Origin of the sequence: Trinickia sp. EG282A, assembly GCF_040965455.1 — a bacterium.
Lineage (GTDB): Bacteria > Pseudomonadota > Gammaproteobacteria > Burkholderiales > Burkholderiaceae > Trinickia > Trinickia symbiotica.
In genome coordinates, this window is the sequence record NZ_JBFRCC010000001.1 from 1,120,272 (window position 1) to 1,146,379 (window position 26,108).

Annotated in this window: 25 protein-coding genes; 17 read left to right on the forward strand and 8 right to left on the reverse strand. The window is 65.1% G+C overall.

What is annotated here, in order from left to right; translation table 11 throughout:
- The first annotated feature begins 64 nt into the window (after nt 1-64).
- From iscR to iscX, 8 genes are all read left to right on the forward strand, one after another.
- Nucleotides 65-595, forward strand: coding sequence for a Fe-S cluster assembly transcriptional regulator IscR (iscR, locus tag AB4Y31_RS05175; protein ID WP_018440224.1), 531 nt, complete (start codon nt 65-67; stop codon nt 593-595).
- A gap of 110 nt (nt 596-705) precedes the next feature.
- The gene (locus AB4Y31_RS05180; RefSeq protein ID WP_368672979.1) at nt 706-1,929 is read left to right on the forward strand and encodes an IscS subfamily cysteine desulfurase; all 1,224 of its coding nucleotides are present in this window, start codon (nt 706-708) and stop codon (nt 1,927-1,929) included.
- Between the two features lie 55 nt (nt 1,930-1,984).
- Nucleotides 1,985-2,422 carry a Fe-S cluster assembly scaffold IscU gene (iscU, locus tag AB4Y31_RS05185; protein ID WP_368672980.1) on the forward strand — a complete coding sequence of 146 codons (438 nt, stop codon included), beginning with the start codon at nt 1,985-1,987 and terminating at the stop codon, nt 2,420-2,422.
- 7 nt (nt 2,423-2,429) lie between these two features.
- On the forward strand, nt 2,430-2,753 hold the full coding sequence (iscA, locus tag AB4Y31_RS05190) for an iron-sulfur cluster assembly protein IscA (RefSeq protein WP_368672981.1): 324 nt from the start codon (nt 2,430-2,432) through the stop codon (nt 2,751-2,753).
- A gap of 187 nt (nt 2,754-2,940) precedes the next feature.
- Nucleotides 2,941-3,468 (forward strand): Fe-S protein assembly co-chaperone HscB, encoded by a 528-nt coding sequence (gene hscB / locus AB4Y31_RS05195; protein ID WP_368672982.1) that lies wholly within the window; start codon nt 2,941-2,943, stop codon nt 3,466-3,468.
- Nucleotides 3,469-3,546: 78 nt separating this feature from the next.
- Entirely contained in the window at nt 3,547-5,412 is a 1,866-nt protein-coding gene (gene hscA, locus AB4Y31_RS05200) for a Fe-S protein assembly chaperone HscA (RefSeq protein WP_368672983.1), read from the forward strand.
- 38 nt (nt 5,413-5,450) lie between these two features.
- Nucleotides 5,451-5,792, forward strand: a complete 342-nt coding sequence (gene fdx / locus AB4Y31_RS05205) for an ISC system 2Fe-2S type ferredoxin (RefSeq protein WP_368672984.1) — start codon at nt 5,451-5,453, stop codon at nt 5,790-5,792.
- Nucleotides 5,793-5,811: 19 nt separating this feature from the next.
- Nucleotides 5,812-6,009, forward strand: a complete 198-nt coding sequence (gene iscX / locus AB4Y31_RS05210; RefSeq protein ID WP_018440217.1) for a Fe-S cluster assembly protein IscX — start codon at nt 5,812-5,814, stop codon at nt 6,007-6,009.
- A gap of 139 nt (nt 6,010-6,148) precedes the next feature.
- Here the strand turns inward: iscX and AB4Y31_RS05215 are convergent, their stop codons facing one another.
- The 5 genes from AB4Y31_RS05215 to AB4Y31_RS05235 all read right to left on the reverse strand — a co-directional run bounded on the left by AB4Y31_RS05215 (nt 6,149) and on the right by AB4Y31_RS05235 (nt 12,828).
- Nucleotides 6,149-6,928 (reverse strand): glycine zipper 2TM domain-containing protein, encoded by a 780-nt coding sequence (locus AB4Y31_RS05215; protein WP_368672985.1) that lies wholly within the window; start codon nt 6,926-6,928, stop codon nt 6,149-6,151.
- Between the two features lie 370 nt (nt 6,929-7,298).
- Nucleotides 7,299-8,831: a lysine--tRNA ligase gene (gene lysS / locus AB4Y31_RS05220; RefSeq protein ID WP_368672986.1), complete on the reverse strand. Its 1,533-nt coding sequence runs from the start codon at nt 8,829-8,831 to the stop codon at nt 7,299-7,301.
- Nucleotides 8,832-8,840: 9 nt separating this feature from the next.
- Nucleotides 8,841-9,945 (reverse strand): peptide chain release factor 2 gene (gene prfB, locus AB4Y31_RS05225; RefSeq protein ID WP_368672987.1). Its coding sequence is split into 2 segments (ribosomal slippage): nt 8,841-9,863 and nt 9,865-9,945, totalling 1,104 coding nucleotides; the frame shifts between segments, so codons are not numbered across the junction.
- A gap of 65 nt (nt 9,946-10,010) precedes the next feature.
- Nucleotides 10,011-11,729 (reverse strand): single-stranded-DNA-specific exonuclease RecJ, encoded by a 1,719-nt coding sequence (gene recJ / locus AB4Y31_RS05230; protein ID WP_368672988.1) that lies wholly within the window; start codon nt 11,727-11,729, stop codon nt 10,011-10,013.
- 16 nt (nt 11,730-11,745) lie between these two features.
- Nucleotides 11,746-12,828 carry a regulator gene (locus AB4Y31_RS05235; protein ID WP_368672989.1) on the reverse strand — a complete coding sequence of 361 codons (1,083 nt, stop codon included), beginning with the start codon at nt 12,826-12,828 and terminating at the stop codon, nt 11,746-11,748.
- A 96-nt stretch (nt 12,829-12,924) separates the two neighbouring features.
- Between AB4Y31_RS05235 and AB4Y31_RS05240 the strand changes: the two genes are divergently transcribed.
- The 9 genes from AB4Y31_RS05240 (at nt 12,925) to ftsB (ending at nt 23,940) form a co-directional block, all read left to right on the forward strand.
- Nucleotides 12,925-14,178, forward strand: a complete 1,254-nt coding sequence (locus AB4Y31_RS05240) for a lipoprotein-releasing ABC transporter permease subunit (protein WP_368672990.1) — start codon at nt 12,925-12,927, stop codon at nt 14,176-14,178.
- Nucleotides 14,179-14,182: 4 nt separating this feature from the next.
- Nucleotides 14,183-14,923: an ABC transporter ATP-binding protein gene (locus AB4Y31_RS05245; RefSeq protein ID WP_368673454.1), complete on the forward strand. Its 741-nt coding sequence runs from the start codon at nt 14,183-14,185 to the stop codon at nt 14,921-14,923.
- A gap of 35 nt (nt 14,924-14,958) precedes the next feature.
- On the forward strand, nt 14,959-15,747 hold the full coding sequence (locus AB4Y31_RS05250; RefSeq protein WP_018440209.1) for a TatD family hydrolase: 789 nt from the start codon (nt 14,959-14,961) through the stop codon (nt 15,745-15,747).
- Nucleotides 15,748-15,816: 69 nt separating this feature from the next.
- Entirely contained in the window at nt 15,817-18,414 is a 2,598-nt protein-coding gene (locus AB4Y31_RS05255; RefSeq protein WP_368672991.1) for a DNA internalization-related competence protein ComEC/Rec2, read from the forward strand.
- A gap of 62 nt (nt 18,415-18,476) precedes the next feature.
- The gene (locus AB4Y31_RS05260; protein WP_368672992.1) at nt 18,477-19,286 is read left to right on the forward strand and encodes an alpha/beta fold hydrolase; all 810 of its coding nucleotides are present in this window, start codon (nt 18,477-18,479) and stop codon (nt 19,284-19,286) included.
- Nucleotides 19,287-19,444: 158 nt separating this feature from the next.
- Nucleotides 19,445-21,112 carry a CTP synthase gene (locus tag AB4Y31_RS05265; protein WP_107151529.1) on the forward strand — a complete coding sequence of 556 codons (1,668 nt, stop codon included), beginning with the start codon at nt 19,445-19,447 and terminating at the stop codon, nt 21,110-21,112.
- A complete protein-coding gene (kdsA, locus tag AB4Y31_RS05270; protein ID WP_368672993.1) occupies nt 21,109-21,963 on the forward strand; it encodes a 3-deoxy-8-phosphooctulonate synthase in 855 nt (284 codons plus the stop codon). Before AB4Y31_RS05265 ends, kdsA begins: the two co-directional genes overlap by 4 nt.
- Before the next feature lie 132 nt (nt 21,964-22,095).
- On the forward strand, nt 22,096-23,379 hold the full coding sequence (gene eno, locus AB4Y31_RS05275; protein WP_018440204.1) for a phosphopyruvate hydratase: 1,284 nt from the start codon (nt 22,096-22,098) through the stop codon (nt 23,377-23,379).
- 114 nt (nt 23,380-23,493) lie between these two features.
- Complete coding sequence (ftsB, locus tag AB4Y31_RS05280) at nt 23,494-23,940, forward strand: cell division protein FtsB (protein ID WP_018440203.1); 447 nt, start codon at nt 23,494-23,496, stop codon at nt 23,938-23,940.
- Nucleotides 23,941-24,035: 95 nt separating this feature from the next.
- Here the strand turns inward: ftsB and AB4Y31_RS05285 are convergent, their stop codons facing one another.
- The 3 genes from AB4Y31_RS05285 to AB4Y31_RS05295 all read right to left on the reverse strand — a co-directional run bounded on the left by AB4Y31_RS05285 (nt 24,036) and on the right by AB4Y31_RS05295 (nt 26,010).
- Complete coding sequence (locus AB4Y31_RS05285) at nt 24,036-24,422, reverse strand: hypothetical protein (RefSeq protein ID WP_368672994.1); 387 nt, start codon at nt 24,420-24,422, stop codon at nt 24,036-24,038.
- Nucleotides 24,423-24,458: 36 nt separating this feature from the next.
- On the reverse strand, nt 24,459-25,415 hold the full coding sequence (locus tag AB4Y31_RS05290; protein ID WP_368672995.1) for an Hsp33 family molecular chaperone HslO: 957 nt from the start codon (nt 25,413-25,415) through the stop codon (nt 24,459-24,461).
- A 70-nt stretch (nt 25,416-25,485) separates the two neighbouring features.
- Nucleotides 25,486-26,010 carry a gamma carbonic anhydrase family protein gene (locus tag AB4Y31_RS05295; RefSeq protein WP_026229582.1) on the reverse strand — a complete coding sequence of 175 codons (525 nt, stop codon included), beginning with the start codon at nt 26,008-26,010 and terminating at the stop codon, nt 25,486-25,488.
- Nucleotides 26,011-26,108: the final 98 nt, after the last annotated feature.

Sequence of the window (26,108 nt, forward strand, 5' to 3'; positions counted from 1 at the left end):
CTAAAAATGTCATGTATTTATACTTGACCGCAATTGTCAAGAATTGCGGTTTCCCCCCAATACCATGAGACTCACCACGAAAGGGCGTTTCGCCGTCACGGCGATGATCGACTTGGCGCTCCGGCAGGATCAGGGGCCGGTGACGCTCGCTGGAATCAGCCAGCGCCAGCGGATCTCGCTGTCCTATCTCGAACAGCTGTTCGGCAAGCTGCGTCGCCACGAGATCGTCGAGTCGGTGCGCGGCCCGGGCGGCGGTTACAACCTCGCCCGCAGGGCCAACGAAGTGACGGTCGCGGACATCATCATCGCAGTCGACGAGCCGCTCGATGCCACTCAGTGCGGTGGCAAGGGCTCATGCGAGGGCACGAAGCAAAGCGACGGCCATTGCATGACGCACGAGCTCTGGTCGACGCTGAACCAGAAGATGGTCGAGTACCTCGATTCGGTGTCGTTGCAAGATCTCGTCGATCAACAGCGCTCGCGCGAGGGCGTGCCGTCGGTCCTGCACGATCGGCGCACCGAGCCGGCTGCGCCCGAGGCGCCGCGTCCCACACCGAAAGGTCCGAACTCGGTATTCAACATCGCGAGTTCTTAGCTGATTTGATTTCAGTGCGCTGCCCGTCGAGCCGGCTCGAGCGATCGAGCCGAGCGTAACGGAACGAGGCGAGCGCCGTACCCAAAACAACGAGTCCCCCGGAGCGATTGATGATCAACGAAATGCCCCATCTGCCCATCTATATGGACTACAGCGCGACGACGCCCGTCGATCCGCGCGTGGTGGACAAGATGATTCCGTTTCTGCGCGAGCAGTTCGGCAACCCGGCGTCGCGCAGCCATTCGTATGGATGGGAAGCGGAGCGCGCCGTCGAAGAGGCGCGCGAGCATGTCGCCGCGCTGGTCAACGCCGATCCGCGCGAAATCATCTGGACGTCGGGCGCGACGGAGTCGGACAACCTCGCGATCAAGGGGGCCGCGCACTTCTACAAGAGCCGCGGCAAGCATGTCGTCACGGTGAAAACCGAACATAAGGCGGTGCTCGATACGGCCCGCGAGCTCGAGCGCGAAGGCTTCGAAGTCACGTACCTCGACGTTCAGGAGAACGGCCTCATCGATATCGAGGCGTTCAAGGCGGCTCTGCGTCCCGACACGATTCTCGTCTCTGTGATGTTCGTGAACAACGAGATTGGCGTGATTCAGGACATCGAAGCGATCGGCGAAATCTGCCGCTCGAAGAACATCATCTTCCATGTCGACGCCGCGCAGGCGACGGGCAAGGTCGAAATCGACCTCAATCGTCTGAAGGTCGATCTGATGTCGTTTTCCGCGCACAAGACCTACGGCCCGAAGGGCATCGGTGCGCTCTATGTGCGCCGCAAGCCGCGTGTGCGCATCGAGGCTCAGATGCACGGCGGCGGCCATGAGCGCGGCATGCGCTCGGGTACGCTCCCGACGCATCAGATCGTCGGGATGGGCGAGGCGTTTCGCATAGCCCGCGAGGAAATGGCGACCGAAAACGAGCGCGTGCGCATGCTGCGCGACCGGTTGCTCGCCGGCCTCACGGAAATCGAGGAGGTCTATGTCAACGGCGACATGGAACGGCGCATTCCGCACAACCTGAACCTGAGCTTCAACTTCGTCGAAGGCGAATCGCTGATCATGGCGATCAAGGAAGTGGCCGTTTCGTCGGGCTCCGCGTGCACGTCGGCCTCGCTCGAACCGTCGTATGTCCTGCGCGCGCTCGGCCGCAACGACGAGCTCGCGCATAGCTCGATCCGGTTCACCGTGGGCCGCTTCACGACGGAACAGGAGGTCGAATTCGTGGTCGATCTGTTGAAGAGGAAGATCGCTAAGCTGCGCGACCTGTCCCCGCTCTGGGAAATGCACCAGGACGGCATCGATCTTTCGACGATCAAGTGGGCCGCGCACTGAAGCGGCACCGGACGACAAACACCGGACGACACAGGAATCAAGGAGAGTTTTGACCATGTCTTACAGCAATAAAGTGTTGGATCACTACGAGAATCCGCGCAACGTCGGCTCGTTCGCCAAGGACGACGACGCGGTGGGCACCGGCATGGTCGGGGCGCCCGCTTGCGGCGATGTGATGAAGCTGCAGATCCGCGTGGGTGCGGACGGCGTCATCGAAGATGCGAAATTCAAGACGTACGGCTGCGGTTCGGCTATCGCGTCGAGCTCGCTCGTCACCGAATGGGTGAAGGGCAAGACGCTCGACGAGGCACTCACGATCAAGAACACGCAGATCGCCGAGGAGCTGGCGCTGCCGCCCGTGAAGATTCACTGTTCGATCTTGGCCGAGGACGCGATCAAGGCCGCGGTGGCCGATTACAAGCAACGCCATACGGGCGTGGCGGGCGACACGGCTGGAAAGACAGTGGAAGATGCAAACCAGCAAGCTGCTTGAATGAGCCATGGCAATTACATTGACTGACAAGGCCGCGCAGCAAGTCCAGAAGTATCTGGTGCGGCGCGGCAAGGGACTCGGTCTGCGGCTCGGCGTCCGGACGACGGGCTGCTCGGGCCTGGCGTACAAACTCGAATACGTCGATGAGCTCGAGCCCGAGGACCAGATCTTCGAGTCCAATGGCGTCAAAGTCATCGTCGACCCGAAGAGCCTCGCCTATATCGATGGCACGGAGCTCGACTTCGCGCGCGAAGGGTTGAACGAGGGATTCAAGTTCAACAACCCGAACGTGAAGGACGAGTGCGGCTGCGGGGAGTCATTCCGCGTCTGACGACGCTCGCCAGCGTTTCGTAGCGGTTCTCCTGCAAGCATCGACCGGAGAGAAGGGCGGCGCGAGCCGCCTTTTGTTCGCTCGCACGGCGCGGCGTCGCCGAGGGATGCGCGAGTCGCCCGTGCCGCCGCGCCGTTGCGCACAAGTGAACATCGCGGCCCCCGCGGCCTTCAACGACCACCGCCTCATGTCTTCGATCCAGCAAAATTACTTCGAGCTTTTCCATCTGCCCGCACGATTCGCACTCGATACCGATGCGCTCGATGCGGCCTACCGTACGGTGCAGGCGCAGGTTCACCCGGATCGTTTCGCCGCCGCCGGAGACGCGCAAAAGCGCATTGCGATGCAGTGGGCCGCACGCGCCAACGAGGCATACAGCACGCTTCGCGATCCGCTGAAGCGCGCCACTTATCTGCTTTCGCTGCGGGGGGCCGACGTCGAGGCCGAGAACAACACGGCGATGGAACCGGCGTTCTTGATGCACCAAATGGAATGGCGCGAGCGCGTGGAAGATGCCGCGGGCGCGAAGAATGTCGAAGCGCTCAATGCCTTGCTCGACGAGCTGCGCGATGAGGAGCGTGCGCGCTTCGCGAAACTCGCCGCATTGCTCGACGGCGGCGCTGATCAGCCGGCGGCCGAAGCGGTGCGGCAATTGATGTTCATCGAGCGCGTCGCGACCGAAATCGGCGCGCAGATCGAAAAGCTCGAGAATTAGCACGACGCCAAGCTGCGCGGCGAGCATCGCGCAGCCGACTCATAATAGCGGGGGCACGGATCCCCGAAGAAACCTCAGATGGCCTTATTGCAAATTTCCGAACCCGGCATGGCGCCCGCGCCGCACCAACGGCGCCTCGCCGTCGGTATCGATCTCGGCACGACGAATTCGCTGGTCGCCGCCGTGCGCAACGGCGTACCCGACGCGCTGCCCGATGAGCACGGGCGCGTACTGCTGCCGTCCGTCGTTCGCTATCTCGAGAAGGACGGGCGTCGGATCGGATATGCGGCAAAGGAAGAAGCCGCGATCGATCCGCGCAATACCATCGTCTCCGTGAAGCGCTTCATGGGGCGCGGCAAGGCGGAGGTCGAAGGCGCCGAGAATGCCCCGTACGACTTTGTCGACGCGCCCGGCATGGTGCAGATTCGCACAGCCGCAGGGGTCAAAAGCCCCGTCGAGGTGTCCGCCGAAATCCTCGCCACGCTGCGTCAACGCGCCGAAGATACGCTCGGCGATGAGCTCGTCGGCGCCGTGATTACCGTGCCCGCCTATTTCGACGAGGCGCAGCGGCAGGCGACGAAGGATGCCGCCCGTCTCGCTGGCCTCAATGTGCTGCGCCTGCTCAACGAACCGACGGCGGCGGCGATCGCCTACGGCCTCGATAACGGAGCGGAAGGGCTCTACGCGGTCTACGACCTCGGCGGCGGGACGTTCGATCTGTCGATCCTCAAGCTGACGAAGGGGGTCTTCGAGGTGTTGGCCGCGGGCGGCGATTCGGCGCTCGGCGGCGACGACTTCGACCACGTGCTGTTTCGCCACGTCTTGTCCGAGGCCGGCCTCGCGCCACAAAGCCTCGCGCCCGAGGACGTCCGGCTGCTGCTCGATCGGGTGCGCGCGGCCAAAGAGGCGTTGTCGAGCGCCAACGAGGTGCTGCTCGACGCGACGCTGTCCGATGGCACGAGCATCGCTCAGCCGATCACCGAAGCTCGATTCGCGGCGCTCGTCGAGCATCTGGTGCAGCGCACGCTCGGGCCGACGAAAAAGGCATTGCGCGACGCCAAAATCTCGCCGGCCGACGTCAAGGGCGTCGTGCTCGTCGGCGGCGCGACGCGCATGCCGGTGATTCGCCGCGCCGTCGAAGCGTTCTTCGGTCAGCCCCCGCTCACCAATCTTGACCCCGATCAGGTGGTCGCGCTGGGAGCCGCCGTTCAGGCCGACTTGCTTGCCGGCAACCGCGGCGGCGACGACTGGCTGCTGCTCGATGTGATTCCGCTCTCGCTCGGCGTGGAGACGATGGGTGGGCTCGTCGAAAAGATCATTCCGCGCAATTCGACGATCCCGGTCGCGCGTGCGCAGGAGTTCACGACGTTCAAGGATGGCCAGACCGCGATGGCGATCCACGTCGTGCAGGGAGAGCGCGAGCTCGTGTCCGACTGCCGTTCGCTCGCGCGCTTCGAGCTGCGCGGGATTCCGCCGATGGCGGCCGGCGCCGCGCGCATTCGAGTGACCTACCAAGTCGATGCCGACGGATTGCTTTCCGTCGTCGCACGGGAACAGCATTCGGGCGTCGAGGCGTCCGTCGTCGTGAAGCCTTCGTACGGGCTCGCCGACGATGACATCGCGCGCATGCTCGAAGATAGTTTCAAGTCGGCGGATCTCGACATGCGCGCGCGCGCGCTGCGCGAAGCGCAGGTCGAGGCCGAGCGGCTGATCGAAGCGACCGAGGCGGCGCTCGCGGCGGATGGCGAATTGCTCGACGCCGCCGAGCGCGCGCTCGTCGACGCCGCGCTCGTCGATTTGCGCGAAGCGGCACGTGGCAGCGATGCGGATGCGATCGAAGCCGCCACGAAAGCACTCGCCTCGGCGACGGACGAGTTTGCCGCGCGCCGCATGGACAAGAGCATTCGCGCGGCACTCAAGGGTCGCCGGCTCGACGAGGTCTGACAAGCAAGCCCACACTACACTGATTGAACGGAAACCGTATGTCGCAAATCGTTGTGCTGCCCCATGTGGAACTGTGCCCCGAGGGGGCGGTCATCGAGGCTGAGCCGGGTAAGAGCGTCTGTGCGACGCTGCTCCAGAACGGGATCGAGATCGAGCATGCTTGCGAAATGTCTTGCGCATGCACCACTTGCCATGTGATCGTACGCGAGGGCTTCGACGCGCTCGAGCCGTCCGAGGAGAACGAGGACGACCTGCTCGACAAGGCATGGGGACTCGAGCCCACTTCGAGGCTTTCGTGCCAGGCGGTCGTGCCCGCAGGCGAGGATCTCGTCATCGAGATTCCGCGCTACTCGATCAACCATGCGAAAGAAAATCATTGAACCGAGGAGGGAGCAAGCCATGAAGTGGACGGACGTACAAGAAATCGCAATGGCCCTCACCGATAAACACAGCGGCATCGATCCGCAATACGTGCGGTTCACGGACTTGCATCGGTGGGTGACGGAGCTCGAAGGGTTCGACGATGATCCGAACCGGTCGAGCGAAAAGATCCTCGAGGCCATCCAGCTAGCCTGGATCGAAGATGCGGCCGAATGAGCCGCGGTGGAGCGGACCGACGGACTGAACGGCCGGGCGGCCGCTGAGGCCGCCGAGTCGGCCGGGCCGGTTCGGCCGCAAAAAAGGCGATCCGTCGGCGGGATCGCCTTTTTTTATTCCCGAGCGCGCGGCGCGCGGCTCAGCGGGCGACGAGCGTACCGCGCTCGATCCTAACCGGCTCGCCTTGCTGGAACGGCGGTGCCTGGCGGTAGGTGAAATAACGGAGCCGGCCGTTCTCCATCCGCACGCGGACCTGGTAGTCCGTCGTGCTGCGCAGGTGTCTCTCGACCGCGTTGCCGGCAAAGCCGCCGCCCACTGCGCCGAGGACCGTCATCGCGGCGCGACCCGTACCGGCGCCGAACTGATTGCCGAGCAGACCACCCGCCACTGCGCCGCCCACGGCGCCGATGCCCGTGCCATGGCCCTGGTGGCGCACCGTTACGATCGATTCCACGGTGCCGCAGCTCGCGCACGCGGCTGCCTGCGGCTGCGGTTGTTGTTGCGGCGTGGAGTAGGGTTGCTGCCCGGAATACGGCTGCTGAGCGTATTGCTGCCCCGGCTGCGCATAGAGGTTCGGCGCGGGCTGAGTGGCGTACTGTCCTTGCTGGGCGGGTGGCGCCGCGTTTTGCTCGGGCGACGGTTCAGCCGATTGTTGCGCTTCAGCGGCTTGGCCAGGCGCCGTCGCTCGCGGTGCGGGCGCGACTGCCGCGACGGCCGGCGCGCGAGCCGACGAATCGACGACCGGTTGATTCGAGATCTGCGCGCTCTGCGTTTGATCGTTTTGCGCGCCCGTGCTCGAAGCCTTCGGAAAGAGACCGGTAATGGCGGCCGTGGCAGCCAAGCTGGCGACGATGACTGTGGCCGCCGCCGTGGCGACGAGCGGATGCATGCGGCGCGGCGACGCGGTAGGCTGATTCATGACGGACCTCGTGTCAGCGTTCCATCCCGAGTTTGCGCTTTGGCTGGCGACCAGAGCTTGTGCTTCAGCACTCATTGGGCGTCGTGCAAAGCGCTTGCCCGATCCCGTGCATAATCGGGACGTACATTGTTCCTACTTAGTTGGACACCAGTGTCTGCCAAACGCTGCAGGCCTGCGTTTCAATTTGTAACTGATTGCGGACGGTGAGAACCGTCCAGGATTCGTTTCGTTGGAAGAAAGCCTTCGGCGCACCGGCTTAGCGGGGTCCGGAACGAGCTCGCCGCCGCCGGGTCGCAGCTCGCGGCATCGCTTTTACCTGCGGTTACAAACTGTCGGGCTGGCGCAACGCCCGACAGTCGAGGTCCGGCGCTCAGTCCTCGCGGCGCAGGTGGGGGAAGAGAATCACGTCGCGGATGCTCGGGCTGTCGGTCAATAGCATCACGAGCCGGTCGATGCCGATGCCGCAGCCGCCCGTCGGCGGCATCGCGTATTCGAGCGCGCGAATGTAATCGGCGTCGTAATACATCGCCTCTTCGTCGCCGGCGTCTTTCTGCTCGACTTGTTTCTTGAAGCGAGCCGCCTGATCTTCCGGGTCGTTGAGCTCAGAGAAGCCGTTCGCAATCTCGCGGCCCGTGATGAAGAGCTCGAAGCGCTCGGTGATGCCTTCGACCTTATCCGACGCGCGCGCGAGCGGCGAGACTTCGACCGGATAATCGACGATGAACGTCGGCTCCCACAGTTGCGACTCGGCCGTTTCCTCGAAGAGCGCAAGCTGCAACGCGCCGATGCCGGCGTTCTTGAACGCCGGCTGCGCCGTATCCACGCCGAACCGCTTCAGCTCGGCGCGCAAAAACACCGCATCGGCAAGCTGCGCATCGGTGTAGTCGGGCGCGTACTTGCGGATCGCCTGCGTGATCGTCAGCCGATGAAAAGGCTTGGAAAAATCGAGCTCGCGTTCCTGGTACGTGAATGTCGCGGAGCCGAGCGCGTCGATGGCGGCTTGGCGGATCAGACGCTCGGTGAAGTCCATGAGCCACACGTAGTCCGTATAGGCCGCATAGAACTCCATCATCGTGAACTCGGGGTTGTGCCGCGGCGACACGCCCTCGTTGCGGAAATTGCGGTTGATTTCGAAGACGCGCTCGAAGCCGCCCACGACCAGGCGCTTCAAGTAGAGCTCCGGCGCAATGCGCAGGAACATCTGCATGTCGAGCGCGTTGTGATGCGTCACGAAAGGCTTTGCGGCCGCGCCACCCGGAATGGGGTGCAGCATCGGCGTTTCGACTTCCATGAAGTCGGCATCGGCCATGAACTTGCGGATCGAGGCGACGGCTTTCGTGCGAGCGACGAACGTCTTGCGTGCTTCGGGCGTGACGATGAGATCGACGTAGCGCTGCCGGTAACGCATTTCCTGATCGGCGAGCCCGTGGAACTTGTCGGGCAGGGGACGCAGCGCCTTCGCCAGCAGCCGCAGTTCGGTGCAACGAACCGACAGCTCGCCCTTGTTCGTGCGGAACAGCACGCCGCGCGCGGCGACGATGTCGCCGAGATCCCACTTCTTGAATGCTTCGTACGCTTGCTCGCCGACGTCGGCCGGCGTGACGAAAAACTGGATCTGGCCGGAGCCGTCTTGCACCGTGGCGAAGCTGGCCTTGCCCATGATTCGCTTCAGCATCATCCGGCCGGCGACGGCGACCGGAAGCGCCGTGGCTTCGAGTGCGTCCTTGTCGGCATCGGCATACGCCGTCTGCAGCTCGCCGGCGCGATGCGTCGGGCGGAAGTCGTTCGGGTAGGCGACGCCCGACTCCCGCAGCGCACGCAATTTCTCGCGGCGCTCGGCGATGATCTTGTTTTCGTCGGCGCTGTTGTCCAGGGTCGGACTCGTGAGGGTCGGTTCGGTCATGGTTTTGGCTTACACACCTTGCTTGAGGCTCGCGCTGATGAATTCGTCGAGGTCCCCGTCGAGCACGGCTTTCGTATTGCTGATTTCGACATTCGTCCGCAAGTCCTTGACGCGGCTCTGGTCGAGCACGTACGAGCGGATTTGATGGCCCCAGCCCACGTCGGTCTTGCTCGATTCCAGCTTGTCCTGTTCCGCCTGGCGCTTGCGCAGTTCCGCTTCATAAAGGCGCGACTTCAGCATCGCCATGGCTTCCGCGCGGTTGCGGTGCTGCGAGCGGTCGTTCTGGCACTGCACGACGATGCCCGAGGGCAGGTGCGTGATGCGGACGGCCGAATCGGTCTTGTTGATGTGCTGGCCGCCCGCGCCCGAAGCGCGGAACGTATCGATGCGCAGATCGGCCGGGTTGATGTCGACTTCGATCGAATCGTCGACTTCCGGGTAGACGAACACTGACGAGAACGACGTGTGGCGGCCGCCCGACGAGTCGAACGGCGATTTGCGCACGAGCCGGTGAATGCCCGTTTCCGTGCGCAGGAAGCCATAGGCATATTCGCCCTCGACCTTGATGGTCGCGCTCTTGATGCCGGCCACGTCGCCTTCGGACTCTTCGAGCACCTCGGCCTTGAAGCCCTTGCGCTCGCAGTAGCGCAGATACTGGCGCAACAGCATCGACGCCCAATCGCACGCCTCGGTGCCACCGGCGCCGGCCTGGATGTCGATGAATGCGTTGTTCGGATCGGCCGGATTCGCGAACATCCGGCGAAATTCCATGTCGGCGACGCGGTGTTCGAGCGATGCGGCATCGGCTTCGCACGCGACGAGCGTGTCGTCGTCGTTTTCGTCGCGCGCCATCTCGAACAGATCCTGCGCGTCGCGCAAATCGTTATCGAGTGCGGCGAGGGTGAGGACTACGGCCTCGAGCGACTTTTTTTCCCGGCCGAGGGCCTGGGCGTGCTTCGAGTCGTTCCAGACGTTCGGGTCTTCGAGTTCCTTGTTGACTTCGGCTAGACGCGCCGTTTTGGCGTCGTAGTCAAAGATACCCCCGTAGCTCGCCCGCGCGCCGGCGCAGGTCCGCGAGAGAGCCCTCGATCGCGTTCAGACGTTCCGCTTCCATGTCGATCAGCTTCGATTCGTAAAAAGGAGAAATTATAGCCGATCGGGCTCTTGGCCCCGGGGTTTCTATGGCATTGCCGCCACGGCATGCTCGACGATCAACTGCACGCGGGACACGCCGTTCCACGAATCGCAGGCGAGCCGATAAGCGATATGCGCGCGCGCGGGCAGCGGCTCCGTGCGATTGAACCAGATCGCCTGGAAACGTTGACGGCTGCGCATCAGTTGAAGCCTGAGATGCTTGTCTTTGACGAGCGCCTGCGACACCACGTCGAATTCGCCGGAAAACGTCGGCGCCGGAAAACCCTGGCCCCAGACGGCCGCTTCGAGCATCTCGACGATTTGCGGCGTGAAATACGCGTCTTCGAGCGCGCCGTCCGTCATGACCACGCGCGCAAGCGCATCTTCCGTCAGCCACTCCCGGCCTACGGCCTCGAAAGCGGCGGCAAACCGGGGCACGTCCGCCGCGGCGAGCGTGACGCCGGCCGCCATCGCATGCCCGCCGAATTTCGTCAGCAGGCCCGGCTCGCGCTTGGCGACGAGGTCGAGCGCGTCGCGCAAATGGAAACCGGCGATCGAGCGGCCCGAGCCCTTGACGACCGTACCCGTTGCGTCGGCAGGCGCCAATGTGAATGCAGGGCGGTGAAACTTTTCCTTGAGTCGGCTCGCAACGATTCCGATCACGCCCTGATGCCACTCGGGATTGAACAGCGTGATCGTGGCAGAGCCCGCCGGGTCGAGCGCGGCCAGATCGACGAGCGCCTGCTCCTGCATGCTGGCTTCGATCTGGCGGCGCTCACGGTTCATCGCATCGAGCTGTTGCGCGAGCTCCCAGGCCCGACCGGGATCGTCCGTGATCAGGCACTCGATGCCGAGCGACATGTCCGACAGCCGTCCCGCGGCGTTCAGACGCGGCCCGAGCGCAAACCCCAGGTCGAGACCGGAGGCGGTACGCGCGTCGCGGCCCGCTGCGCGGAAGAGAGCCGCGACGCCTGGCTGCATGCGGCCGCGGCGAATGCGCGCGACCCCTTGCGCGACGAGGACGCGATTGTTGTGATCGAGCTTGACGACGTCCGCGACGGTGCCGAGCGCGACGAGATCGAGCAGCCCGTCCAGGCGCGGCTCCGCGATGCCCCCCTCGGCGAACGCGCCGCGCTCGCGCAATTGCGCGCGCAAGGCGAGCAGCACGTAAAACATCACGCCGACGCCCGCGATGCACTTGCTCGGGAACGTGCATCCCGGCTGGTTCGGATTCACGATCGCCTGGGCGTCCGGCAATACGTCGCCGGGCAGGTGATGATCGGTGACCAGGACGTCGATGCCGTGCGAGCGCGCGGCGGCGACGCCATCGACGCTGGCGATGCCGTTGTCGACCGTGATCAGCAAGTCGGGCGGTCCCGCCGGGTGTCGCGCGGCCAGCTCGACGATCTCGGGCGTCAGGCCATAGCCGTACTCGAACCGGTTGGGGACGAGATAGTCGACTTGCGCGCCGAACATGCGCAGTCCACGGACCGCGACGGCGCAAGCGGTCGCGCCGTCGCAATCGTAGTCGGCCACGACGAGGATGCGCCGCTTCGACTCGAGCGCCCGCGCGAGCAGCGCGCCGGCCTCGGCGGCGCCCTTCAGCTCGAGCGGCGAGGCGAGTCGGGTCAGCGCCGTTTCGATTTCGTCCGGCAAGCGCACGCCGCGTGCGGCATACAGGCGGGCCAGGACAGGATGAAGGCCGTGGCGGATGAGCGCGGCTTCGTCGGCGGGCGACGGCGCGCGAGTCGCGATTCGGATCATGGGAGCGCCGCGAGCTTCATTCGAACAGCGACGCCAGCACGCGGCGGCGCCAGAACCGGCGCAAATCGCCGCGTGTCGCGGTGAGGGTCGCGGAGCTGGTATCGCCGCAAAGTGTCATCGTCAGCGCGCTCAGTCGGCCCGCTTCGAGCGCGGCGAGCGCTGGTGAGAACCACTCGCGCTCGAGCGCGGCAAGCGCGCCGCTCCAGGCCGGCCAGTCTTGTTGCACGAACGGCGTCGAGAAAGGCTCGAGCTCGACGAGGGTCGTGCCGCTTACTTCCGCGGCCGGCAATGCATCGAAAGCGGGCGGCGCGGCCGATGGCCCGACACCTGCCGCCAGTGCGAGCCCGCGCGTAGCGGCAGCGTTCGAGAAGACGCGCGCGAACGGGCTCTTGACCGGCTGAGCGGCGCCCTGCGCATGCAACCAGACCGAGTTCACGGCCGGCAGCCCGCGCGCTTCGCGCGCCTCGTTGACAGGGTGCTCGAACCAGGCCATCTGGACTTCGTTTTGCAGCTTCATCCAGGCACGCGAGCGCTGGCCGGTATGCGCGTCATGCGGGAGCCAGATTTCGACGCTGCGTCCGCTCGCGCGCAGCGGCGACGCGCTCGCGAGCATGCCGAGCGCATCGCCACTCAAATACCAGCGCGTAGCTGTCGGCGCCTCGATTCGTACGCCCAGCTCTTCGACGAGCGGCTTGGCGACGGCGAGCAGCGTTGCGGCCTCATCGGCGGCGAGCGCCAGCATGGCGGGGTCGACGAGCACCAGATGATCGTGGGCGATGCGCACGTGAACCGGCTCGACGCAGGCCCAGACGGTGTTGCCGGGCGTGCCGCCGTCGGCCAGCAGCATGTACGGCGCAAGCGGCGCCTCGTCGGCGGCATTCGAGGCAACCGCGCCGAATTGACGCGCGATCCAGCGCTCGTGTGGCAGCGTACGCTGGAAGTCTTCGCCGGCCACGCGCTCGAGGAGCGTGGCGCGGGCGAGAAGCTTGTCGAGGGCGGGGCTTTGCAGATTGTGCAGCGCGGTCGAGGCGTCGGCGGCCGTCGGGAGCGCGAACGGAAGCAGCAGATGAAGACGGTGGGCGTGCATGATGCTGCGCATTGTATGGCAAACTGCGCGCTTGATCGGCGGCAAAGCCGGCGGCGGCATGCATTGGACCGCGGCGGCGGCCGTCGCGTAACAAATTGAAGGATTCGCTTGAAGCTTCCGTACGAATGGCAAATCGGCTGGCGCTATACGCGCGCCGGCAAGCGCACGACCGGCAACGGTTTCATCTCGTTCATCGCGCTCGTTTCGATGTCGGGGATCGCGCTCGGCGTGGCGGCACTCATCGTCGTGCTGTCCGTGATGAACGGTTTTCAGAAGGAAGTGCGTGACCGCATGCTTTCCGTGCTCGCTCACGTCGAGATCTTTTCGCCGAGCGGCGCCATGCCTGACTGGCAGCTGACGGCCAAGGAGGCGCGGCGCAACCCGGAAGTCATCGGTGCGGCGCCCTACGTCGACGCGCAGGCACTGCTCACCCGGCAAGACGCCGTGAGCGGCGTGGCGTTGCGCGGCGTCGACCCGGCGCTCGAGCCGCAGGTCTCCGATATCGGCAAGGAAATGAAAGCCGGGCGCCTGACCGACCTCGTTCCGGGCCAGTTCAATATCGTGCTCGGTGCCGATCTGGCGGAGAACCTCGGCGTGACGGTAGGCGACAAGATCACGCTCGTCGCGCCGGAAGGCTCGATGACGCCCGCGGGCTTGATGCCGCGCTTGAAGCAATTCACGGTCGCGGGCATGTTTCAGTCCGGTCACTACGAGTACGACAGCTCGCTCGCGCTCGTGAACATTCGTGACGCCGAGGCTCTCTTTCGCGTACCCGCGCCGACCGGCGTGAGGCTGCGGCTCAAGGACATGCAGCAGGCGCCGCGCGTGGCGCACGAACTGGCGCGAACGCTGTCGGGCGACCTTTATATCCGCGATTGGACGCAGCAGAACAAGACTTGGTTTTCGGCCGTCAAGATCGAAAAGCGGATGATGTTCATCATCCTCACGCTCATCATCGCCGTGGCGGCGTTCAACCTCGTGTCGTCGCTCGTGATGACGGTGACCAACAAGCAAGCCGACATCGCGATTCTGCGAACGCTCGGCGCGCAGCCGGGATCGATCATGAAGATTTTCGTCGTACAGGGTATGACGATCGGTTTCGTCGGCACGGCCACGGGTGTCGCGCTCGGCACGCTCATCGCGTGGAGCATTCCGTGGCTCGTGCCGATGATCGAACATCTGCTCGGCGTGCAATTCCTGCCGCCCTCGGTGTATTTCATCAGCGAGCTGCCATCCGAACTCGTGCCCGGCGACGTCATCAGAATCGGTGTGATCGCGTTCGTTCTCTCGACGCTCGCCACGCTCTATCCGAGCTGGCGTGGGGCCAAGGTTCGTCCGGCGGAGGCGCTGCGCTATGAGTGAGCTCATGACTGGTCTATCGACGACGAGCGCTGCCACCGGGCGGCAGGGGCTCGACGAGTACGTGCTCGAAGCAACGGGTATTTCAAAGGCGTTCGTTCAGGGCGGCTTCAACGTTCCGGTTCTGTCCGGCGCGAATCTCGCCGTGCGCCGTGGCGAGAAAGTCGCCGTCGTCGGCGCGTCCGGCTCCGGCAAGAGCACGCTGCTGCATGTGCTGGGCGGGCTCGACGAGCCGAGCGCCGGGCGCGTGTCGCTGCTCGGGAAGCCCTTTACCGACCTCGCCGAGCGCGAGCGCAACGACTTGCGCAATCGCGCGCTCGGCTTCGTCTACCAGTTCCATCATCTGTTGCCCGAATTCAGCGCACTCGATAACGTCGCGATGCCCCTGCGCATCCGACGTCTCACAACCGACGAGGCGCGCCGTGAGGCGCTCGAGGTGCTCGCGCGCGTGGGCCTCGAGCACCGCGCGAAACATCGGCCCGGCGAATTGTCGGGCGGTGAGCGGCAGCGCGTCGCCATTGCGCGCGCGCTGGTCGCCAAGCCTGCCTGCGTGCTCGCCGACGAGCCTACGGGCAATCTCGACGGCGCCACGGCGGACACGGTTTTCAACCTGATGCTCGAACTTTCGGAGAGGCTCGAGACGAGTTTCGTCATCGTCACGCACGATCCCGATCTCGCCGCGCGCTGCGATCGCGTCCTGCGTCTGCGCGACGGCGTGCTGCGCGAGGAACCGCCGATACCGGTCTGAGGCCGGGCGCACGCGGCCATCGAGCGAGATTCGCCATGTGGATCGATACGCACTGCCACCTGGACGCCGCCGAGTTCGACGTCGACCGCGACGACGTCGCGCGGGCGGCCGAGCAAGCCGGCGTCGGACGGATCGTCATTCCCGCCATCGGGCGGGCGAACTTCGCGGCGGTGCGCGCGCTCGCTCATCGTGTGGCCGGTGGCGCGTACGCGCTCGGCATTCATCCGCTCTTTACACCGCAAGCCGAGGAATGCGATCTCGATGCGCTTTCCGCCGAGATCGAAGCGAGCCTCGACGATCCGCGCTTCGTCGGCATCGGCGAAATCGGCCTCGACTATTTCGTGCCCAACCTGGACGACGAACGGCAATGGTTCTTCTACGAAGGACAGTTGAAGCTCGCGCGCGAATTTGATTTACCGGTCATTTGCCATGTGCGCAAATCTCAGGACAAGGTGCTCAAGGGCCTGCGCCGCATCGGCGTGAAAAAGGGCATCGCGCATGCGTTCAACGGCAGCTTTCAGCAAGCGCATGCATTCATCGAGCAGGGCCTGCGGCTCGGCTTCGGCGGCAATGTCACGTTCGAGCGCGCCCGGCAGATTCGGCGGCTCGCCGTCGACCTGCCGCTGGAGGCGATCGTCGTCGAGACCGACGCGCCCGATATTGCCCCGTCCTGGCGCTATAAAGAGCGCAATACGCCCGATCAGACGGCGCGCATCGGCGCCGTGCTGGCCGAATTGCGCGGCATCGAAGTCGACCAATTGGCCCTAGGCACAACGGCTAACGCTCACGCCGCGCTGCCGCGGCTCGCGCTTTCCTCTTCATAATCGCCGGACCGACTGCGCGCCCGATCGACGGCATGCGGGGTTCGAATCGGAGGTGGCGATGGAGGATGGATGCGGCTCGTCCTGTGCGGGTTCGTGCTCGGTGTCGTGCTATTGCAGCAGCAACCGGCCTTGCCCGGTCCGCTCGGCTGGGGCTTCGGTGCGACGCTCTGGGTCGCGGCGATCGCGCTCGCGGCTGTGCTTGCCGCTCGTTGCCGGGCGAACCCGGCGGAACCGGGGAACGGGGCGGGCGCACCCATCGCGCGAATGGCAGGGGCAATGCGCCTTGGCGCGTGCTTTTTCGCGGCGGTGGTCGCCGGTTTCGGCTACGCGGCGGGCCGCGCAGATCTGCGACTGCGCGACGCGCTGCCGGCGCAGTGGGAGGGGCGCGATCTCGTGCTGTCGGGCCATATGCACGGGCTGCCCGTGCGCGACGCGCGGAGCATGCGCTTTCTGTTCTCCGTCGACACGGACGAGGTACGCCGCGATACCGGCATCGAGCGCTTTCCGCCTCTCGTTCAGTTGAGCTGGCTTCAGCGCGGCGGCGACCGCATGCCGACGCTGGTCCCCGGCGAGCGGTGGCGGCTGACGGTCCGCTTGAAGCGGCCGCATGGCCATGCCAATTTCGGCGGACACAATCTCGAAGGGACGCTTTTCGCGCGCGGCGTACGTGCGACCGGTTACGTTGCCGGCGCGGCGACGGCGCGGCGCCTACCCGGCAGCGCGGGCGGACTCGCATCGGCGATCGATCGGTGGCGCTTCGCGCTCGCCGCGCGCATCGGCGAGGCGCTTTCCGCCGCGCCGCATCGTGGCATCGTTCTCGCGCTCGCCATCGGCGCGCAAGAAGCGATCGACTCGGCCGATCGCGCCGTTCTGCGCCGCACCGGGACGAGCCATCTCGTCGCGATTTCGGGGCTCCACATCGGCTTCGTCGCCGGCCTTGGCGCCGCGCTCGCCGCATGGCTCTGGCGGCGCTCGTGCTTTTTCGGCGCGAAGCTGGCACGAGACGGCTCGCGTGAATGGCCGCTCATCGTCCCGACACCGATCGTCGCCGCCGTCGCCGGGACCTTCTGCGCAGCCGCGTATGCGGCCCTCGCCGGCTTCAACGTGCCCGCCCAGCGCGCGTTGTGGATGCTCATCGTCGTCAGCTTGGCGTTCGTGTTCGGACGCAGCGTCGCGCCGTCGCTCGTGCTCGCCTGGGCCGCGGCCCTCGTCGTCATCGTCGATCCGTGGGCCGTGGTGGCGGCGGGCTTCTGGCTGTCGTTCGGCGCGGTCGCGGCGATCTCGTTGGCGCTGCACGGGCGATTGCGGATACGGTCGCCCCATGGCGACGAGATGGCGGACGACTTGCTCGACCCGTTCACTGCGAACCCGAGGGCTGCCGACCCACCGCGCCGCTCACGATGGCACTTCGTGCGACGCGGCATCGCTCGCGCGCGCGAGCAACTTGCCGGTGCGCTTCGCGCGCAATATGCGGTGACGATCGGGCTCGCGCCGCTGACGGCCTTCTGGTTTTCGCAAATCTCGCTGGCTGGACCGTTCGCCAACGCATTGGCCGTCCCCTGGGTGAGCGTGCTCGTCACGCCGGTCGTGCTCATCGGCGTTGCATTGCCCGCACCGTTCGATTCGATCGCTTTCGAGCTCGCGCATGCGTTGCTCGAGCCGCTCATGCGGATTTTGGAGCGACTCTCCGACGAACAATGGGCCGAATGGCGCACGCTCCGTCCGTCTGCCGTGGCGCTCGCGTGCGCGGCCGCGGGTGTGGTCTGGTGCCTTATGCCGCGCGGCTGGCCCTTGCGCTTCGCCGCGCCGATCGCCTGGCTGCCGCTCGCGTTTCCCCCGCCTGCATCGCCCGAGCCGGGCGAATTTCGACTGACCGCGCTCGACGTGGGGCAGGGCTCGGCCATCGTCGTCGAGACGGCGCGCCACGCGCTGCTTTTCGATGCCGGGCCGGGCCCCGAATCGACGCGCGCCGGCGAACGTATCATCGCGCCCTATCTCCTGGCGAATGGCTTGCCCGAGCTCGATGCGCTGGTGGTCAGTCACGCCGATGCCGACCATGCGGGCGGCGCCCCGGCCGTGTTCGAAGCGGTACACGTGCGCCAGCTGCTCGGTGGATTGCCGCCCGCGAACACGCTTTGGCGCGCGGCGCGCGCGGCGGGCGCCGAAACGGTGCGCTGTGCTTCGGGGCAGCGCTGGCGATGGGACGGCGTCGATTTCACCATCTTATGGCCGCGGCCCGGCCCGCTGCCGGCGACATCGAACGCGGGCTCCTGCGTCCTGAAGGTGGAGGCGGACGGCTTTGCCGCGCTGTTGACGGGCGACATCGATGCGGCAGTCGAAGGCGCGCTGCAACGTGAGGCGACCCCTGTATCCGGCGTTTCCCACGCGCTCGCAGCCGATGTCCTCGTCGTTGCGCATCACGGCAGCAAGACGTCGTCGACCGAGTCTTTCCTCGACTCGGTGCGTCCGCGCATCGCGGTATTTCAGGTAGGCTATCGCAACCGCTTCGGTCACCCTCATTCAGGCGTCTGGTCGCGCTTCGTCGCGCGCGGCGTCGAGCTGACACGGACGGACCGCGACGGTGCGGCGCGCATCGCGCTCCGCAACGGCGTATTGACGCTCGAGCGCTATCGCGACACGCATCGCCGCTATTGGATGGATCGGTGAGCCGCGTGTCGAGCGCCGGGCCGCGGGGCTTGTGGGGCATTCAAACGAGGAGGCAGCGAAGCTTGAAGGAGATCATTCACTTTTCGCACGCGAACGGATTTCCGGCATCGACTTACCGGACGATGTTCGCCGAGCTCTCCGACGATTACGAGCTCCGGTACATCGAACGCATCGGCCACGACGCACGCTACCCGGTGACGAGCGACTGGCCGCATCTCGTCGAAGAACTGCTCGACGACATCGGCGCTCGCTACGAGGAGCCGGTCTGGCTCGTCGGCCACTCGCTCGGCGGCTACCTGTCGCTGATGGCGGCGCTCAAGCGCCCGCATTGGGTGCGCGGCGTCGTGATGCTGGACTCGCCCGTGGTCGCGGGTTGGCGCGCGGGCGTGCTCCGTGTGTCGCAATGGACGGGGCTCGACGAGCGGCTCTCGCCGGCCGCCGCGACGCGCACGCGCCGCACGCATTGGCCGAGCCGCGAGGAAGCGTGGCGGCATTTTCACGCGAAGCCCGCGTTCGCGCGCTGGGACGAGCGCGTGTTGTCCGACTACATCGATTTGGGCATACCGCAGACGGCGCCCGACGGCACGCGCACGCTCGCCTTCGACCGCCAGATCGAATACCTGATCTATCGGACGCTGCCGCGCACGCTCGGCGCGCGGCTCGCGCATGGTGCGCCCGTTCCGGTGGGCTTCGTGGCCGGGACGCACTCGAAGGAAATTCGCCAGGTCGGGCTCGAGGCCACGAAGCGGGCAACGGGCGGCAGCATCGAATGGCTCGACGGCAGCCATCTCTTTCCGATGGAAAAGCCGATCGAGACCGCGCGTGCCGTGCAGCGGATGCTTCGCGTGCTGAGCGCGGAATTGGTTGCATGAGCGGCCGCCGGCGATAGCGGGTGAGATGTCGTCGCGCTCGTCGGGAGCCTCGATCGGGATGACTCGCAGGAGCCCTCGAAAGGCTGTGCCGGCGCTTTCGGAAAGGGGTCCGGGCGGACCTTTAAGGTATAATCCGTTTTTCCCGCGAGCATCCAGCGATGACCAAATATGTTTTCGTCACCGGCGGTGTAGTTTCGTCCCTCGGCAAGGGCATTGCCGCCGCCTCTCTCGCCGCGATCCTCGAGTCGCGCGGTCTCAAAGTCACCCTCCTCAAACTCGATCCCTACATCAACGTCGACCCCGGCACGATGAGTCCGTTTCAGCACGGCGAAGTGTTCGTGACGGAGGACGGCGCCGAGACGGATCTCGACCTCGGGCACTACGAGCGCTTCATCAGCACGAAGATGCGCCGCGCCAACAATTTCACGACGGGGCAAATCTACGAGTCGGTGATCCGCAAGGAGCGGCGAGGCGACTATCTCGGCAAGACGGTGCAGGTCATTCCGCACATCACGAACGAGATTCAGGCCTTCATCGAACGCGGCGCCGCATCGGCGACCTGCGGCGAGCCCGACGTGGCGATCGTCGAGATCGGCGGCACCGTGGGCGACATCGAATCGTTGCCGTTCCTCGAGGCCGCCCGCCAGATGAGCCTGCGCCTCGGGCGCAACAGCGCCTGCTTCGTTCACTTGACGCTCGTGCCGTTCATCGCGACGGCCGGCGAACTGAAGACGAAGCCGACGCAGCATAGCGTGCAGAAGCTGCGCGAGATCGGTATTTCGCCGCACGTGCTGCTGTGCCGCGCGGACCGCCCGATTCCGGACGACGAGAGCAAGAAGATTTCGCTTTTTTCCAACGTGCCCGAGGACGCTGTCATCTCGGTGTGGGACGTCGACAGCATCTACAAGATTCCGCAAATGCTGCACGACCAGGGGCTCGACGAGATCATCTGCGACGAACTGAAGCTGGCTCCCAATCCGGCCGATTTGTCGATGTGGGCCGATATCGTCGATAAGCTCGAGCGCCCGCTGCACGAGGTGACGATCGGCATGGTCGGCAAGTACGTGGAGCTGACCGAGTCCTACAAGTCGCTGATCGAGGCGCTGCGGCATGCTTCGGTGCATACGTCGACGAAGGTCAACATCGAGTACATCGATTCCGAGCAGATCGAGGAGGAAGGCGTCGCGAGCCTCGCGCACCTCGATGCCGTGCTCGTGCCGGGCGGCTTCGGCCGGCGCGGCACGGAAGGCAAGATCGCCGCGATCCGTTATGCGCGCGAGGCGAAGGTGCCGTATCTCGGCATCTGCCTCGGCATGCAGCTTGCCGTGATCGAATTCGCGCGCGACGTCGTCGGGCTCGCGGGTGCGAACAGCACCGAGTTCGATCCGAAAACGCCGCATCGCGTCGTCGCGCTGATCACCGAGTGGTACGACCGCGAGGGCCGCGTCGAGAAGCGCGACGAGGCTTCCGATCTCGGTGGCACGATGCGCCTCGGCTCGCAGCGCTGCCCGATCAAGCCCGGCACGCTCGCCGCCCGCATCTACGGCAAGGACGTCAACGAGCGCCATCGCCATCGTTACGAAGTCAATAACCGCTATGTGCCTCAACTCGAAGGGGGCGGGCTCGTCATCAGCGCGCGCACGCCGAGCGAAGATCTGCCCGAAATGATGGAGTTGCCGCAGCAGCTTCACCCGTGGTTCGTCGGCGTGCAGTTCCACCCCGAGTTCACGTCGACGCCGCGCGACGGGCATCCGCTCTTCAAGTCGTTCGTCGAAGCGGCGTTGGCCTATTCGAAAGCAAGCGTCGAAGAAAAGGTGAAGGCATGAAGCTTTGCGACTTCGAGGTCGGCCTCGACAAGCGTTTTTTCCTGATCGCGGGCACCTGCGTCGTCGAATCGGAGCAGATGTCGATCGATACGGCCGGCACGCTGAAGGAAATCTGCGCCAAGCTCGGCATCCCCTTCATCTACAAGTCCTCGTTCGATAAAGCCAACCGCAGCTCGGGCAAATCGTTTCGCGGGCTGGGCATGGACGAAGGGCTGCGCATCCTCGGCGAGGTCAAGCGGCAGCTGAAAGTGCCGGTGCTGACCGACGTCCATGAGATCGACGAGGTCGCGCCGGCAGCCGAGGTCGTCGATGTGTTGCAAACACCGGCATTCCTTTGCCGGCAGACCGATTTCATCCACGCGTGCGCGCGCTCGGGCAAGCCCGTCAACATCAAGAAAGGCCAGTTCCTCGCGCCGCACGACATGAAGAACGTCATCGACAAGGCACGCGACGCGGCCCGCGAAGCGGGGCTCTCCGATGATCGTTTCCTTGCCTGCGAGCGCGGTGCCTCGTTCGGCTACAACAACCTCGTCTCGGACATGCGCTCTCTGGCCATCATGCGCGAAACGGGTGCGCCGGTCGTCTTCGACGCGACGCACTCGGTACAGCTGCCGGGCGGCCAGGGCACGAGCTCGGGCGGGCAGCGCGAATTCGTACCCGTGCTTTCGCGCGCGGCCGTTGCCGTCGGTGTCGCCGGATTGTTCATGGAAACACATCCGAATCCGCCCTGCGCGCTTTCCGATGGCCCGAACGCCGTGCCGTTGCGGCGCATGAGCGAGTTGCTCGAAACGCTCGTTGCGCTCGACGTCGTCGTGAAGCGCACGCCGTTTCTCGAGCGCGAGTTCGATTGATGCTCGCGCTTTTCGTTGAAAGAACCGCATACGAACAAGACGACGCAGACCAAGCGACCCAACGAGAACAACGAAAGAGCGAGCGCAGCTCCACGTCATAAGCGGAATTGAACGTCATTTTTAGAGGAAAACATGAGTGCAATCGTAGACATCATTGGCCGTGAGATCCTGGATTCGCGCGGCAACCCGACCGTCGAATGCGATGTGCTGCTCGAATCGGGCACGATGGGTCGCGCGGCGGTGCCGTCTGGCGCGTCGACAGGCTCGCGCGAGGCAATCGAGTTGCGCGACGGCGAAGCCGGTCGCTATGGCGGCAAGGGCGTGTTGAAGGCGGTCGAGCATATCAACACGGAGATCTCCGAAGCCATCATGGGGCTCGACGCTTCCGAGCAGGCGTTCCTCGACAAGACGCTGCTCGAGCTCGACGGCACGGACAACAAGTCGCGCCTCGGCGCGAACGCGATGCTGGCCGTGTCGATCGCGGTCGCGAAGGCCGCGGCCGAGGAAGCCGGGCTGCCGCTTTACCGTTACTTCGGCGGCTCGGGTGCCATGCAGTTGCCGGTGCCGATGATGAACATCGTCAACGGGGGCGCGCACGCGAACAACAGCCTCGACATTCAGGAATTCATGATCGTGCCGGTGAGCCAGCCCACGTTTCGTGAAGCGTTGCGCTGCGGCGCCGAAGTTTTCCATGCGCTGAAGAAGATCCTCGGCGATCGCGGCATGAGCACGGCCGTCGGCGACGAAGGCGGTTTCGCGCCCAACTTCGGCAGCAACGACGAATGCCTCTCGACGATTCTGCAGGCGATCGAGAAGGCCGGCTATCGCGCGGGCGAAGACGTGCTGCTGGCGCTCGATTGCGCGGCGAGCGAGTTCTACCACGACGGCAAGTACCAGCTTGCGGGCGAGGGGCTGCAACTGTCGTCGGCCGAGTTCACCGACTATCTCGCCACGCTCGCGGACAAATTCCCGATCGTCTCGATCGAAGACGGCATGCACGAAAGCGACTGGAACGGCTGGAAGCTCCTGACCGACCGGCTCGGCAAGAAGATCCAACTCGTCGGCGACGATCTCTTCGTCACGAACACGCGGATCCTGAAGGAAGGCATCGAGAAGGGCATCGCCAACTCGATTCTCATTAAGATCAATCAGATCGGTACCCTGACGGAAACGTTCGCCGCGATCGAGATGGCCAAGCGGGCCGGCTATACGGCCGTGATTTCGCACCGCTCGGGCGAAACGGAAGATTCGACGATCGCCGATATCGCCGTGGGCCTCAACGCCGGTCAGATCAAGACGGGCTCCCTTTCGCGCAGCGACCGCATCGCGAAGTACAACCAGTTGCTGCGCATCGAGGAAGATCTCGGCGATATCGCAAGCTACCCCGGCAAGTCGACGTTCTATAACCTCCGTTGACGAGCTGACTCGTTCTTTTTATCGGTCTTTCCGCCCGCCGCCGCGCGACTCGTTCCCCAAGGGCATTACCTTCGGGGCGTTCGCGGCGGCGTTGACTATACGGCGCCTTTTCGCATGCGGCTCGTCACTGTCGTTCTTGTCGTCCTGCTCGTGCTGATTCAGTTTCCGCTTTGGTGGGGGCACGGTGGCTGGCTGCGCGTGCATGAATTACGCGAGGCGCTCGACGCGCAAGCAAAGAAAAACGCCGACGAGAAGCTGCGCAATCAGCGGATCGAAGGCGAGGTCCAAGACCTGCAAGCCGGCACGGCAGCCGTCGAAGAGCGCGCTCGCTATGAAATGGGGATGGTCAAGGACGGCGAGGTGTTCGTTCAGTTCGTCTCGCCGAATTCGGCGGCGAGCACGGTTGCCGCAGCGTCCGTGAGCGCCGAAACCTCCACGCGCGGGCAAGTGTCGGCCGCGCCCGTCGCCGTCGTGCCGAATCCCGTCTCTCGCGTCAAGCCGGCGCACGGCAAGGCCGAGAAAGGCGCCAAAAAGCAGGCGGGCGAGAAACCGAAGCGTTAGCCAGCGCGCTCAAGAAGGCGAACAAGCTCGAGCGTCAGTGGACGCCGGCGAGTCCCTAAAGGGACTTCCTCCCGGGGCCCCTAAAGGGTGCCCCCTTACCACCACCAGCCCGGATAATAGCCGGGGCTGTAGTATCCCGCCCCCCATCCGCTGTAATAGCCGCCATACCCGCCGTAGACGACCGGCGGCGAGTAATAGGGCATGTAGTAGCGTGCCCACGCGTCGGCCGCCATGGCTTCGTTTTGCTCCGAGAGGACTTGCTTGTCGATTTCGTCGTAACGCTTCTTTTCCGCATCGGTAAGCGGGTGCGCAGACCGCGACGCGCCGACTTGATCGGGCGGCAGCCGGCTCAAAACCTGTCCGGACGGCGGGGCGACGACGCAACCGGCGAGCGCGGCGCAGACGACCAGCGCGCCGATGGTAGCAACGGCCAACGGGCCGGGCGGCGAGAGTAGGGCGCGTGCCGGTTTCGACGGGTTCATGCTGAGCCTCCCTAAGAAGCGGCGCGGCGGCGCCGCTCAGTGGCGCTGGGTCGTGGCGGGCGTGACGCCTGTCGATACGCCGCTTGCCGCGAACAACTGGGCTACATCGACGGGGTCGAACTCGTAGCGCTGATTGCAGTACTCGCAGTGGATCTCGACGTGCCCTTGCTCGTCGAGCACACTTTCGACTTCGCCCCGTCCAAGCATCTTCAGCATCGAGCCGACTTTTTCTCGCGAGCAGCTGCACTCGAAATGGGCGGCGACGGGCGCGAAGTGCTGAACGTTCTCTTGCCAGAAAAGTCGCTTGAAGAGCGTCTGCGGTTCTTCGTTGAGCAGTTCGTCTTGCGAAAGCGTCCCACCGAGCACGCAGACCCGCTCCCACGTGTCGGCATCGTGTTCGCCCGCGTGCGGCACGATTCCACCGTCGCCGGGGAGCTTCTGCAACAGCATGCCGACGGCCCGCTCGTCGTTGGAGGCGAGCCAGAGTCGCGTATCGAGCTGCTCCGAGTGATGCATGTAGTGTTCTAGCACCTGGGCGATCGATTGCAGCGGCCCGTCGGTGCCGTTGAGCGGCACGATGCCCTGATAGGCTTGCTGACCCGGGCGCTTTTCGCGCGGATCGAGCGTGATGACGCACCGGCCATGACCGCTTGCGTTGAGCAGCTCGGCAAAGGGCGGAGGCTCCGCGGCGATTCCCTCGATTGCGAGGTCGTCGGAAAACTTCGCCGTGGCCCGCATGGCGAGCGCCGAGCTGCATTGGACCACGAGCATCTTGATGGGGCCGTCGCCGAAAATCTGCATGATGAGCGTGCCGTCAAACTTCAGGTTCGCCGACAGCAGCGCGCAAGCCGCCATCATTTCCCCGAGAATGTCCCGTACCGGCGCCGGATAGCGGCGGCGTGTCAGCACGTCGCGCCACGTATTGCGCAGCGATACGATTTCGCCGCGCACGGGCGCGGTGCTGAACATGAACTTCTGCAACTGATCTTCCACGGCTTTTCCTCGAAACATCGATACTGGGCTCTCCGGCCGCCTGAGCGGGCGGCCGGTGGCGCGGCGCGGCTCAGCCGATACGCACGAGCTGCTCCTTGAAGAGCGCGCGGCGTTGCACATACCCCGCGGCGTTGCTTTCGAGTCGCGCGACTTCTTCGTCCGTCAACTGGCGCACGACCTTCGCGGGCGCGCCGAGGATCAGCGACCGATCCGGAAATACCTTGCCCTCGGTCACGACGGCGCCTGCGCCGACCAGACAGTTGCGGCCGATCACCGCTCCATTCAAGACGATGGCCTGAATTCCGATGAGCGCGCCGTCGCGAATTGTGCAGCCGTGTAGCATCGCCTGGTGACCGACGGTGACGTTGGTTTCGATGACGAGCGGGTAGCCGGGATCCGTATGGAGCACCGCGCCTTCCTGGATATTGCTGCCGGCACCGACTGCGATCGGCTCGTTATCCCCGCGGATCGCCGCGCCGAACCAGACGCTCGCGTTCTCGTCGAGCGTCACTTGACCGATAATGGTTGCCGTGTCGGCAACGAAAACGCTCTCGTGAATCGTCGGGGCGTGTTCGCCCAGCTTGTACATCGCCACAGTTCAATTCTCCTGTCGGGCCGGCGCCGCGCGGCACATCATTTGCCGATCGGCAGTGCGCGTCGGGCAACGACGCGGGTGTCGAACCATCTATTGTA